A 12555-nucleotide genomic window follows, 5' to 3' on the forward strand; every position below is an offset into this window, starting at 1 on the left:
GACTAGCGACATGCACTCGACTCGCGACGGCGTTCTCCTGGCCGTCCGAGGCTCGCGGTTCGACCGGACTTTCGACGCGACCGCACAACCGGGAGTCTCCTAACAGGTTCCGTGCCAATTTTTGTCCGGCGCAGCGTGTGCTGGCGTGCGGACTCACGACGCGGACTGGATCGTCAGCGTGACGAACAGCGTCGCCACCGCGAGGTCCGCGCTCGTGCCCGGATTGATGCCGCGCGACTTCAGTTCGGCATCCCAGAGATCGAGTGCGGCGGATAACGCGGGGCATCCCGCCTCGCGCCAGCGGGCGCGCTGCAAAGCGGCATCGCGCGTGACACTTTGCGCCAGCGGCGCGCCTTGCTTGCGCACAATGTGCGAATCGGGCCAGCGCGAGAGAAACATCAGGAAGGCATCGAGCATCGCGCGTTGCTGTGGGTCCAGTGTCATTTCTCTTGCCGCATCGGCGCTGGCGTCGAAGACATCCGCGAAGCCTTCCGCATATTGACGCGCGATGCTGTCGCGATCGGCGGCGAGCGCCATTGCCGCGCGCAGCGTGACGGTCGGCGGTGCGTGTACCGATTGTTCGGACGCTTCACCGAGTCCGCCCGGATTCGCGAGCGCGATGGCCCGATAGGCGAGGCGCGCATCGTCGATGTCCAGCGCGTCGAGTACGCGTCCGGTGGCTTCGTGCCAGCGCGCGGCAGTCACGGGTTCGTCCTGCGGCAGAAGCTCGAGCGCCGCGCAAAGCGGCGCCGCCAGCAGCACGATGCCGAGATTGGTGTTGCAGCCGACGCTGTCGACGCTGCGTTGCACGGCTTCGAGAATGCGCTCGCCCACGGACGCGCGTGCGATGAATAGCCCCGCCGCAGCGGCCCGCGCGCTCGCGATGAACTGCGTCGCGGTCATGCCGTGCCCGGCGCTGACGACGCTCACATTGCCGGGCTTGCGCGTCTCGACATCGAGCTCGCACGCGCGCAGGAACGCGGCGCGCGGCGGCTCAACGCGGTCCATCGCCGCTGGCGAGCAGGAGTGCGCCGCGCGACTCGGGCAGCTTGCGCGCGAGGAGATCGTCGACAAGCAGCGCGGCGATATCCACCGGCGTCACGCTCTGCAAGCCGCGCCATGCCGCCACGCCGTTGACTTCGAGCACGACCGGGCGCCCGTCCCGCGACGGCATCAGATCGACGCCCGCGTAATCCAGACCGAGCGCCTGGGTGGCGCGCACGGCGATCTGCGCAAGCGGCGGCGTCAGTTCGGCGGGCTCGCAGTGCGCCCCGCGTGCGAAGTTGTGAATCCATCCCGCGCCGCCGATGCGCTTCATCGCCGCGACGGCCTGCTTGCCGATCACCAGCACGCGCCAGTCGAAGCCCGGCTCGCCCGCCTCGACAAAGCGCTGCAGATAGGCCACCTGACTGAACGGCCTGAGCGACGGCAGCCGCACGCCGGGCTTCTTCAGTCCTTTGCCCTGCGAACCGAACAGCGGCTTCATGACCACCTGCCGGCCCGCCGCCGTTTCGCGCATCAGCACGCGCTGCGCGTGCGCGGCCGATTCGCCGGCCCACGTTGCGGGCGTCGGCACGCCATAGCGATGCAGCAGGAAGCTCGTCATGGACTTGTCGACGCTGCGTTCGATCGCGCGCGCGTCGTTATAGACCGGCACGCCGCTCTCCCGCAGCGCATGCAGAATGCCGAGCCGCAGGGTCACCTGCTCGAACGTGCCGCCCGCGATGCCGCGCACGAACACCGCATCGGGCAGCGTGCGGCCGAAGCCGGGAATCGCCAGGCCGTGCGGCGTCCAGGTCGTGTCGATGCGGCACTCGGCCAGATCCACGCAGCGCGCCTCCACGCCGCGCGCGCGGAACGCTTTCTTGAGCCGGCCCGTGTGCCAGCCGGTTTCGTCGGTCATGATGGCCACGCGCGGCGTTACCGGATTCATGCCGCGTCTCCGAGCCATTGAGCGTCGAGCAGCGCCTTGTCCACCTTGCCGCCGTGCCAGGTCTTGCCGCTTTCGAGGCTCGACACCCACACTTCGGCGGGAGCGAACAGCGCAGCGTCGATCTGATAGAAGTCGTAGTTGAAGGCCGTGAAGATATCCGCGAACGGCCGCCCGTAATCGCGCGCGTTCGACGACGGCAATTCGGCGGCCAGCCGCTTCGCCGCCGCATCGCGCTTCACGGTCAGATGCACGCGGCCGCCGTACAGGATGGCGTCGTTGGTGCGGCCCATCGCCTGGATGCCGTCGGGCGCGGGCAGCGGCAGCGGCGCGCTGCCGCTGCCTTCCACGATCTCGCCGAGATCCACGCCCAGCACGTGCGTCTTGTGCAGCGCAACTTCCACGACCCGCGCGACGACCTGCACCGTGCCCGCGATGGACTGTGTCGGCGTCACGGCGATCACCAGCGCCTCGGGGGAGAGCCCGCAGTCGCCCAGCACCTTGTCGATGACGACCTGCGGCGGCACGCGGTCCACTTCCATCACCAGCGCGCCGCGCGTGTGCCGGTCGCGATAGCCGAGCTCGTCGAACAGCGCTTCCTTGCCGGCCAGCGCGCGCGCCGGACCCGAGCCCAGCGAAAAAAACTTCTTGCCGCCGGTCTGCTCCTTGGTCGCGGACAGGCTCCAGCCCGCGTACTGGCTCGCGAGGCAGGCGAGCACCGGCTGGCTTGTATGCACTTCGATGAAGGCCGGCCAGAGCGGCGCGCCGTCGAACGCGGCGCGGCGCGCGACCTGCCCGAGGCCGCCCATGCAGATGCGCGCGATCAGCAGGCCCGCTTCCGCGCTGCCCGGCGCGGCGACGCCCGCATCGACGATGACCGTGCCGCCGTCCGTGCGCGCGACGTGGACGCCGAGGCGCGCGGCGTCATCGACGAGCTGCGCGACGAGCCGCTCGCTCGATGCATTGACGCTCAGTGCGGGAGGCGTGAAAGAGGATGAGCTCATGAACGGGAGAGGGTGTCGATACGTTGCAGAAGGCGCGCGTGTTCGCGCTCCATCGCGTCGCGCAGCGCGGCGAACGCGGGCGCGGTGAAGGTCATCGTGCACACCGGCATGCCCGCATCGATGCGCGCGGCGGGCAGCGGCACGTCGTGGCAGGCGGGGTCGGCGAAGCAGGCGTCGCTGAAGTCGCGCGACACCGTGAAGGCTTCAGGCGCGAACACCACGCGTTGCCCGGCGAACAGCGACGGTGGCGGCGTCGCCGCCGCACAGCCGTGCGCGACGGGCGGCAACGCGCCGTGCAGGCAGGCATCCAGATGTGCGCCGACCAGGCCGCGCGGCCAGACATCGGGCCAGACGGTTTCGTAGAGCGCCATCGTCGAAGACGGCCGCGCGTTGATCTCGAGCACGCTGAAGTCGTCGCCGTCGAGCAGGAAATCGATGCTGTTCAGCCCCGTAAGGTCCGTTTTCCAGACGATCGCCTCGATCGCCGCGCTGACGCGCGCCGCCGTATCGGCGGGCAGTAGCGCCGGTCCGAGCGAACCCGCATGCACAAAGGGCAGCCGTCCCGCCGCCACGGTCAGCTGCTCGGCGAAGCCAATTACCACAGCTTCGCGATGCGCGGCGACGAACAGCGCGGACATCGGGCGGCCCTGCGCAAGCCGCTGGAAGTAAGCGCGCGGCACGGTGCGATCGACGTCGCCGGCCCATTCGACATGTGTGCCGCCGCAGCCGTCCGGCCGCTTGACGAGCCAGCTTTCAGGTCCGTCAGGTCCGTCAGGTCCATCAGGCGCGGCCGGCGGCGCGAACCGGACGTCGGGATGCGGGATGCCGGCGTCGTCGAGCAGCGCGAAGAACCGCCGCGGGTCGCGCACCGCCAGCGCCTGCGCCCCGTTGCCGATGAAACGCGGCACGCCCGGCGCGCGGCTCAGCTCGTTGGCGAGCGGCTCCAGCCCGCTCGTCACGATGAGCCCCAGCATGCGCGGCAGGCGCGCGGCGTGTTCGAGGGCATCGTAGAGCCGCGCACGGTCGATCGACAGGCCGTTGCCGTCCGGCTTGCCGATGTCGAACCACAGGCCCGCATGTTCGCGCGTATCGCGGTCGCCGAAGATGTCGAGCGCGACGACGCTGAGCCCCGCCCGCGCGGCCGATTGCGCAAGCAGCCGCGCCGACAGGCCGGCCACGGCCACGCGCGGGGCGCGGGAGCTGTCGTGCGGCATCATGAACCCTGTCCGCCGACGATCGCGCGGGCTTCGTCGAACGCTTCGGGAAAGCCGAGATAGACGGGCTTGCCGCCAGTGCGCATGCGCAGGAAGAGCCGGTGCTCGGCCTGATACTTGACGTTGCCGATCGCCAGCGCGCCGATGCCCACCGCGTCCGAACGCGCCGCGCCTGCGAGCGGCTTGCCGTCGTCCATGACGTTGACGCCCGCGATGCCTTCGGGCGGCACCGCGTTGACGTCGGCGGCGATCAGCAGGTTCTTCGCGTGTGCGAGGTCGGCGGCGGTCATCACCTGCACGCCCGCGACGGCCGTGGCGAAGACCACTTCCGCGCGCGCCAGTTCGCGGTGCAACTGATCCGGCGAACCGGTCGCGACGCCCGTCGTGGCGATATCGAAGCGCCGGTTGATCTCGTCGCTGACCTGCGTGGCGCGTGACTGGCTCGAATGGCTCGCGACGACGACATCGGCGCCGAGCGAGGCCGCCATCGCCGCCGCCACGCGTCCCACCGCGCCGGTGCCGCCGAGAATGAGCACGCGCTTGCCGCCGAGATCGACGGCATGCGCGGCCTTCAAATGCTTCTCCGCGAGCGCGACCAGCGCGGCGGCGGTCGTGTAGGCGCCGCTCGGGTCCGCGAAGACCGAGACCTCGAAGGGCGGCACCATCGCGTGGCGGGCCTTCTCGAGCATGTCGGCGGCCAGCATCACGTCGCGTCCGCCAATGAAGATGCCGGTGCGCGACACGCCTTTCGGACCGCGCGAAAAGATCGCGTCCTGCGTGAGCTGCACGACGCTGCCTTCGTCCACGTTGCAGTACGGCACGAGGATCTGATAGCCGGCGTCGGCGGCCATGTTCACGTCGAACGGGCTCATTTGCGGCGTGCTCGTGAACATGTGGAGGACGTAAGGTCGTTCGGTGGCTTCGGGCATGGCGATGGACTCGTGTGGGTGTCGCTTGGAATCGCGTGAAATCGATTGAACCGGTCGCTGTGTCGATGCGTCCTTCAGGCCGCGTCCGCGCCGCGCCGGCCCGGCGCCGCCGCGCGCCACGTCGCGCCGCGATTGCGCGCGGCGGCAATGGTGTAGTTCAGCGCCGCGCCCGGCGCAGCGCGCCGGGCAGCGGCAAGCGCGCGCTCCGCGTCCTGCGCGCTCGCGACAAATGCGAAGCCCACCGGTCCCCACGAGGTCTGACCGATGCCGGCTTTCTGGTCGGCCGCGACGGCCTCGATTGCACGCGCGACAGCCGGGCTCGCGAAGACGCCGCCCTGCACCGGCGCGAAGTATTCGCCGATGGTCTGCTGCAGGTCGCACAGCGCGTCCGCGAACGGCGCGAAATCGCGCTCGGCGACGGCGGGCAGGATCCGCATCAGCACGAGATGGCTCAGATGCGCGGCGAGGTGCGCGGGGAACGGTGCGAGCGACGCGAGACCGCGCTTTTCGTCATCGCCGTGGAGTCCTTCACGCGAGGTGTCGTCGATGAGCAGCACGCGCCAGGCTTCGGGAAAGTCCTGACGCGCGATCAGCGGCGGCAGGAGCGTACCGGCAGCGCGGCCGCCATCGACGATCAGACCGCCATGATCGAAACCATGAATGCCGATACCCGACCGCAGGCCGCGCGAGAGCACCCGGGCGATGTCGGCGGAGCTTGCATCGAGGCCGCGCACGCGGGCGAACGCCGTGCCCAGCGCGAGCGCCAGCTGTGTGCCGGAGCCCAGGCCGGTATGGGCGCGCGGCGTGTCATGCAGTTCGATGTCGAGCGCCGGACCCGCGCCGAAGGCGGCGTGCAGCGCCGCGAGATGCTGCTTTATGCGCTCGCGCTGCGCGTCGCTCGCCGCGCCGTCGATGCGGCCATCGATCCGTCCATGATGCGCCGCTGCGGAAGCGTGCCGCACGGTGAGACAGGTGCTGTGTGCGTCGATGGCCAGGCCCACGCTGCCGAAGGCTCGTCCGAGCGAAGCGTTCGGATCGATGAAGCCGAGATGCAGGCGCGCGGGGGATTCGACCGTGATCGCCGAGGGAGGGGATAACCGTCCGGGAGAAGTGGGCATCACGGTCTGTGGTGGTGGCCAGGGGAACCGCGAACATGCAAGTGCTGTACCAGAATGAGAGAGCCGCGTTGGCGAAGATGCAGATGCGTGGCGTGCGCATCCTTCAATGCCGTTCCGGATGGCCCTTATTGCTCCAGGCCGGCACCCGGGGCGCCGTCGCTCCCTATCGCGACGGCGGTTGTATCGCGTGCAGGAATGGACAGAGACGCTGCGGTTTCAGCCTCCGAATTGGTTTGTGACCAGCGGATAGTTCGTTGACGTGGCAGTCCCGTCGGAGCCTGTGTGGCTGACTTGTGCGGACCCGTCGGCGGCGTAGTCGCCATGTTCCATGCGCTTTCCGGCGGCATCCGTGGCTCCATATTGATAACGGGTGTTCGAGACCGCGCTCCCGTCCTTGTCCACGATCGAGAATGATGCCGGCTTGCCGTGCTCAAACGCTTGTGTGACGGTACGCCCCGACGCTCAGGTTTCGGACATCGATTGAATCTCTCCGTTCTTGTCGAACTGCGGGGAAAATTTCGTCAAGGGTCCGGTTTCGGGTTTTTAGGTCCGTCCTCGCTTGCGCAGTTTTCGAATGCCCTGTCGTCGCGGCCCATGCTTGGCACGGTGGCGACCGGACCCATCGCGGCCGCGATCATCAATCGCCTGTCTTGCTCATCCGTCAGGTGGCCGGCAACGTCGGCCGCGTGCTGGTCGTCGAGTGCTTTCTGAAGGCCAGTGTCCCTCGGCGTGTGGGAATCCGGAATCACGGCCAGGGGCTCGGACAACCGGGCTAGTGGAGGGGCATCTTTCGCGGCCTTGAGCTCGTTGCTACCCTCCCGTTTTCGAAGATGGCTTCGCCTTCGACGTGGTCGAAACGCATGGCGGCCATCGCGAAGGCATTGGGATCATGATCGTTGACCGAGTGGGAGCGGCTGAATGCGCGGTCGGCCTCGCGGTTTTCGAAGTGGCCCAGCCCATGAGCGAGAGTGCCGACGATCACCTGGGTCGGATAGGCCGTGAGGGGGTCGAAGAGCGTAGTGCCGCCGTTCTTGCCGCTCTCGTATTGAGCGATCGGACAGGAATGCATGGGTTCGGCGGCGCCGCTGCTCACCGCGGCTTCGTAGTCTGCAATATCGCGCTGGAGCGTGGGACTTTTGTTGATCATGTTGATGGTGTCCTCATCGAGCGCGAGATTGCCCCAGTAGGGTTCATGTCCCGTGACACGAGGAATTGATGTGCTCACGCGTTTCTCCTGGATTGAACGGCGAACGGCCGCCGACGCGGCCTCGTCCATGCATCGCCGGGCGCGGAGGCGCCAGGCGATGCCGGAGAGCAACTCCAGCGGTGCGACAGGAGTGGAAGGTGATATGCGCTTAATGTGGCCGGAGCCGTTGAGGGTGATGCTGCGCGTTCGCGCCTAGTCGTACTTGATGTAACGGAACCGCTGGTCGTCCGAAGGCGTGCCGTCGAGCGGGCCGTCTTCCTTGCCGGGTTGCCAGTGAACGACGTCCTCGATCTTCGCGGCGAGCGTCAGGTCCTTGTCCGTGATGCCCTTCGCCGAATGCGTCTTCAGCTTCACGATAACGAACGCATAGGACACGGTCAGATCGGGATGATGCCAGGCGGCTTCCGCAAGATGACCCACCGTATTGACCACCATCAGCGTTCCTTTCCAGCCCTCGGTCTTGTATTTGCGCCGCAACCAGCCGTCTTCCAGATACCAGTGTGCAAGCGGACCCGTGAGCCGTTGCTTCACTTCCTCGTCGGAATACACCTTTTCGCTTTGAGCCATCGCGAGGCCTCCATGAGATGAACATGCCGGTCAAGTATGCGCCGCGTGTGGCGCGCCCCATCTCATCCTATAGAAAACCCTCGAAGCGGGCTCGATGCACGCTTGCTGCGCAGCGTCATGTCACGCGCGCCTCCGCCTTGTCCCGTCACGCCTGATGTTTCGCGTATTTGACACAGTATGTGTCGCCATCCGACATCAATCTCACCGCACGCGACAGCAAGGTGCGTCAGATTCCCGATTTCAGGCGCTCGTTTAAAACCGGCATGGAATATGCAATTCGCCTCTCTACGCAAACGTCCGGCAATGAACCGGACGAGGCGCAACTCGTTACCTGCATTTGAAGGCGCGCACGATGCAACCCGGTAGCGTGTTCATCCTGGGTCGGAAGCATCACCATTCTGGAGGAGACATGAACTTACGCACCCTGGTTCTTGGACTGGCGGTGGTCGCGACGGCAGGCCTGAATTCCTATGTCGCTCAGGCCGACTCGCAACTGGACAGCCTGATCAAGAATCCCTCGAACTGGGCAGCGCAAGCGGGCGATTATTCGAATCACCGCTATAGCACGCTCAAGCAGATCAACGAAAACAACGTCGGCAAGCTACAGGTCGCCTGGACCATGTCGACCGGTGTGCTGCGCGGCCACGAAGGATCGCCGCTCGTCATCGGCGATACGATGTACATCCACTCGCCGTTCCCCAACAAGGTCATTGCCATCAACCTGAAGGATCAGACCTTCATCTGGCAATACCAGCCGAAGCAGGACAATCAGGTCATCTCGGTGATGTGCTGCGATACGGTCAACCGTGGCCTGGCCTATGGCGACGGCAAGATCTTCCTCCAGCAAGCCGACACCAAACTCGTCGCGCTCGACGCCAAGACCGGCGACGTCGTCTGGACCGCGCAGAACGGCGATCCGAAGAAGGGCGAGACCAATACCAACGCGCCGCACGTCTTCGGCGACAAGGTGCTGACCGGCATCTCCGGCGGTGAATTCGGCGTGCGCGGACGGCTCGTCGCGTACAACATCAAGGACGGCAAGGAAGTCTGGAAGGCCTACAGCGTCGGCCCCGACAACGAGATGCTGATGGACCCGCAGTCCACCATGACCTGGACCGACGGCAAGATGGTGCCGGTGGGCGCGGACTCCTCGCTCAAGAGCTGGCAGGGCGATCAGTGGAAGTACGGCGGCGGGACCACATGGGGCTGGTATGCGTGGGATCCGAAGCAGAACCTGATCTACTACGGCTCGGGCAATCCGGGCACGTGGAACCCGACGCAGCGTCCCGGCGACAACAAGTGGTCGATGACCATCTTCGCCCGCGACCTCAACACGGGACAGGCCAAGTGGGTCTATCAGATGACGCCGCATGACGAGTGGGACTACGACGGCGTCAACGAGATGATCCTCTCCGACCTGAACATGGGCGGCAAGAAGGTGCCGGCCATCGTCCACTTCGACCGCAACGGCTTCGGCTACACGCTGAACCGTCAGACGGGCGAACTGCTCGTCGCGCAGAAGTACGACCCGGCGGTCAACTGGGCCGACAGCGTCGATTTGAAGAGCGGCCTGCCGATCCGCAACGCAAGCTACTCGACGCAAAAGGCCGGTCCCGATCACAACGTGAAGAACATCTGCCCCGCGGCGCTCGGCTCGAAGGATCAGCAGCCGGCCGCATTCGATCCGGGTTCGAGCCTGTTCCTCGTGCCGACGAATCACGTCTGCATGGACTACGAGCCGTTCCAGGTCGACTACGTGTCGGGTCAGCCGTTCGTCGGCGCCACCTTGTCGATGTTCCCGGGCCCGAACGAGAAGGGCGCGATGGGCAACTTCATCGCGTGGGACGCGGCCAAGGGCAAGATCGTGTGGTCCAAGCCGGAGAAGTTCTCGGTGTGGTCCGGCGCGCTCGCCACGGCCGGCGGCGTCGTCTTCTACGGCACGCTCGAAGGCTATATCAAGGCGGTGCGCATCAAGGACGGCAAGGAGCTGTGGAAGTTCAAGACGCCGTCCGGGATCATCGGCAACGTCTTCACGTACCAGTACCAGGGCAAGCAGTTCATCGGCGTGTATTCGGGCATTGGCGGCTGGGCCGGCATCGGCATGGCAGCGGGTCTCGAGAAGTCGACGGAAGGCCTGGGCGCGGTCGGCGGCTACAAGGACCTCGCGAAGTACACGGCCCTCGGCGGCACGCTGTTCATCTTCGCCATCCCGAGCTGATGCGCTTTCTTTGACCGTAGTAAGAGCGCGGCGGTTGCAACGGCCGCCGCGCCTCGCTTCCCCTCATTACAAAGACATGTTCAAGGAGTCAGACGTATGAATGGCCGATCACTCTTGATGCTGGCGATGACGCTCGCTGCGTCTTCCGCTTCCTTCGCGCAGACGCCTCCTCCGATGCCTGCGCAAGTGAAGCCGGTCGCGTACAAGGTCGTCGAGGGCAACAAGGTCGATAGCGATACGCTGCAAGGCTGGAAGACCTGGCGCGCACTTGCATGCGAACGCTGTCACGGGGCGAAACAGGAAGGCATGGTCGGCCCTTCGTTGATCGACGCTTTCAAGACGCTGGACAAGACGGAATTCCACCGCACCGTGTTCGGCGGACGCGTGGAGAAGGGCATGCCGGACTTCAGCACCAGCCAGATGATGCAGAAGAACTGGGAGAACCTGTACGCGTATCTGAAGGGACGCTCCGACGGCAAGATCAATCCCGGCGACTTGCAGGCGATCGATGCAAAATAAGGACGCGCGCCGCACGCCCTGCGGCTGACGTCCGATGATTGCTTTCAACCCGGAGGTGCTTCGATGTCCAATCGTCATGCAAGCCGCGCCGCTTCGTTTCGATTCCTCGCCGTGCTCTGCGCGGTGTGCGCGACGTTCCCGGCGCAATCCGCGTTCGCGCAAGGCGCGGGCGGGCCGCCGCCCAATCTGCCGGACAACGACGGCGCGGACGGCGTGCTGCGCGTGTGCGCCGATCCCAACAACATGCCGCTCTCGAACAAGAAGGGCGAGGGCTATGAGAACAAGATCGCGAGCCAGATGGCAAGCGACTTCGGCTACAAGCTCGAATACACCTATTGGCCGCAGCGCATGGGCTTCGTGCGCAACACGCTGCGCGAGAAGGTGCCGCAGAGCGAGCGATTCAAGTGCGATTTGATCATCGGTGTGCCGAAGGGTTATGAACTCACGGCAACCACGCGGCCGTGGCTGCATTCCACCTATGCAATGGTGTTCCCGAACAAGCCCGAATACGCGAGCATCAAGTCGCCGACGGATCTCATGAACCTGCCGCCGGACCAGTTGAAGAAGATGAAGCTCGGCATCTTCGTGAAGAGCCCCGCGACCGACTGGCTCCTGACGCATAACCTGCTCAACCAGGCTGTGTCGTATCAGGGGCAAAGCGGCGATCCCGATGCCTTTCCGGGCGAGCTGATCGAACGCGACCTGGCCAAAGGCGACGTCGATGCGGCCTTCGTCTGGGGGCCCATTGCAGGTTATTTCGTCAACCGCTCGGACAACAAGGTGCGGCTGGTAGCGTTTCCCGCCGGCCAGCCAATCCGTTTCGACTATGAGATATCGATGGGCGTGCGCTATGGCGAAAAGGCGTGGCGCGACAAGGTGGATAACTGGATCGCATCGAATCAGCCGAAGATCGACGAGATCCTGACGAGCTATCAGGTTCCCTTGCTGCCGTTGCAACCGGCCTCCACGCAATGAAGCGGGCACTGAGCGGTACTGTTCTCGCGTGCGCCGCGCTGCTGCCACTGACGATCACCACGGCGCAAGCGGCCGATGCGCCCGCCGCGTCCGCGCCGGTTGCGGAGATCGCGCCGGCGGAGCGCATGCTTTTCATGCAGCCGCACCTGAGCGGCATCGACCCGCAGACGGAACTGGACTACGCGGTGGAGTATTCGGGCGCGCCCGCGAAAGTGAAAGACACGGTGCGCGTGCTCGTGATGAGTCCGGGCAACAGTCACAACGACGCGCGCGTGACCGACCGCACGGGCAATGTCAACGTGCCGGGCGGGCTGCCCTGCAATCCGATGATCATCTACTTTCTGGAACATGACATCGCGGAGATGGAGCAGCTGACGGGCGGGCAGCGGCGTTACTTCCAGCAGCGCGTGCGGATGGCGCTGGCGGCGGGTCCGGCCATCACGCCCGTGTCGAGCGAGTCGCTCGGGCTCGGCAAGCATGCGAAGGCACAGCAGATCGTCATCCAGCCCTACCTGAACGACCCCAACGCGGACCGCTTCAAGAAGTATCTCGCCAAGCGCTACACCTTCGTGATGGCCGATGACGTGCCCGGACATCTGCTGATGATCCGCACGGAGATTCCCGGCGACGGCGGCGACTTCGAGCATCCGCTCGCGAAGGAAACGCTCGCTTATCAAGGCTCGCTCAGGAACATGAACACGCCGGGCGGGGGACCGGTCAAGCCGTCCAACGCGCCTCGCGCCAGCAATTGAAAGCCTGAGCGAAAGTCTCGCACGGACGCCGGACGGATCACGGTCCGCCTGGCGTCCGACCTTACCGCGTGGCGGCACCCCTCTCCAGACCTTCCTGCGCCCACTCCGGCTTCCCCGGATCC

General features: G+C 66.0%; 13 protein-coding genes. 5 read left to right on the forward strand and 8 right to left on the reverse strand.

Annotation, left to right across the window (positions count from 1 at the left end; all coding sequences use genetic code 11):
* Positions 1 to 153: 153 nt before the first annotated feature.
* The 8 genes from QCE63_RS26975 to QCE63_RS27010 form a co-directional block, all read right to left on the reverse strand.
* Complete coding sequence (locus tag QCE63_RS26975; RefSeq protein WP_309837450.1) at positions 154 to 1008, reverse strand: triphosphoribosyl-dephospho-CoA synthase; 855 nt, start codon at positions 1006 to 1008, stop codon at positions 154 to 156.
* Positions 995 to 1933 (reverse strand): RimK family alpha-L-glutamate ligase, encoded by a 939-nt coding sequence (locus QCE63_RS26980; protein WP_309837451.1) that lies wholly within the window; start codon positions 1931 to 1933, stop codon positions 995 to 997. The genes QCE63_RS26975 and QCE63_RS26980 overlap by 14 nt, the downstream gene beginning before the upstream one ends.
* On the reverse strand, positions 1930 to 2934 hold the full coding sequence (gene mch, locus QCE63_RS26985) for a methenyltetrahydromethanopterin cyclohydrolase (RefSeq protein WP_309837453.1): 1005 nt from the start codon (positions 2932 to 2934) through the stop codon (positions 1930 to 1932). Before mch ends, QCE63_RS26980 begins: the two co-directional genes overlap by 4 nt.
* The gene (locus tag QCE63_RS26990; RefSeq protein ID WP_309837454.1) at positions 2931 to 4151 is read right to left on the reverse strand and encodes an ATP-grasp domain-containing protein; all 1221 of its coding nucleotides are present in this window, start codon (positions 4149 to 4151) and stop codon (positions 2931 to 2933) included. Before QCE63_RS26990 ends, mch begins: the two co-directional genes overlap by 4 nt.
* Positions 4148 to 5077 carry a methylenetetrahydromethanopterin dehydrogenase gene (locus tag QCE63_RS26995; protein ID WP_309837456.1) on the reverse strand — a complete coding sequence of 310 codons (930 nt, stop codon included), beginning with the start codon at positions 5075 to 5077 and terminating at the stop codon, positions 4148 to 4150. The genes QCE63_RS26990 and QCE63_RS26995 overlap by 4 nt, the downstream gene beginning before the upstream one ends.
* Before the next feature lie 74 nt (positions 5078 to 5151).
* On the reverse strand, positions 5152 to 6195 hold the full coding sequence (locus QCE63_RS27000) for a beta-ribofuranosylaminobenzene 5'-phosphate synthase family protein (RefSeq protein ID WP_309837457.1): 1044 nt from the start codon (positions 6193 to 6195) through the stop codon (positions 5152 to 5154).
* Positions 6196 to 6967: 772 nt separating this feature from the next.
* A complete protein-coding gene (locus tag QCE63_RS27005; RefSeq protein ID WP_309837458.1) occupies positions 6968 to 7420 on the reverse strand; it encodes a hypothetical protein in 453 nt (150 codons plus the stop codon).
* A 174-nt stretch (positions 7421 to 7594) separates the two neighbouring features.
* Positions 7595 to 7969, reverse strand: coding sequence for a 4a-hydroxytetrahydrobiopterin dehydratase (locus QCE63_RS27010; RefSeq protein ID WP_309819260.1), 375 nt, complete (start codon positions 7967 to 7969; stop codon positions 7595 to 7597).
* A 179-nt stretch (positions 7970 to 8148) separates the two neighbouring features.
* Here QCE63_RS27010 and QCE63_RS27015 point away from each other — a divergent pair, with 179 nt between their 5' ends.
* From QCE63_RS27015 to QCE63_RS27035, 5 genes are all read left to right on the forward strand, one after another.
* Complete coding sequence (locus tag QCE63_RS27015) at positions 8149 to 8310, forward strand: hypothetical protein (RefSeq protein ID WP_309837460.1); 162 nt, start codon at positions 8149 to 8151, stop codon at positions 8308 to 8310.
* A 68-nt stretch (positions 8311 to 8378) separates the two neighbouring features.
* The gene (locus QCE63_RS27020; protein ID WP_309837461.1) at positions 8379 to 10187 is read left to right on the forward strand and encodes a methanol/ethanol family PQQ-dependent dehydrogenase; all 1809 of its coding nucleotides are present in this window, start codon (positions 8379 to 8381) and stop codon (positions 10185 to 10187) included.
* Positions 10188 to 10283: 96 nt separating this feature from the next.
* Entirely contained in the window at positions 10284 to 10706 is a 423-nt protein-coding gene (locus tag QCE63_RS27025; protein ID WP_309837462.1) for a c-type cytochrome, read from the forward strand.
* Between the two features lie 63 nt (positions 10707 to 10769).
* Entirely contained in the window at positions 10770 to 11681 is a 912-nt protein-coding gene (locus tag QCE63_RS27030) for a substrate-binding domain-containing protein (protein WP_309837463.1), read from the forward strand.
* Positions 11678 to 12433: a hypothetical protein gene (locus tag QCE63_RS27035; RefSeq protein ID WP_309837464.1), complete on the forward strand. Its 756-nt coding sequence runs from the start codon at positions 11678 to 11680 to the stop codon at positions 12431 to 12433. The genes QCE63_RS27030 and QCE63_RS27035 overlap by 4 nt, the downstream gene beginning before the upstream one ends.
* Positions 12434 to 12555 lie beyond the last annotated feature (122 nt).

Origin of the sequence: Caballeronia sp. LZ065 (assembly GCF_031450975.1) — a bacterium.
GTDB lineage: Bacteria > Pseudomonadota > Gammaproteobacteria > Burkholderiales > Burkholderiaceae > Caballeronia.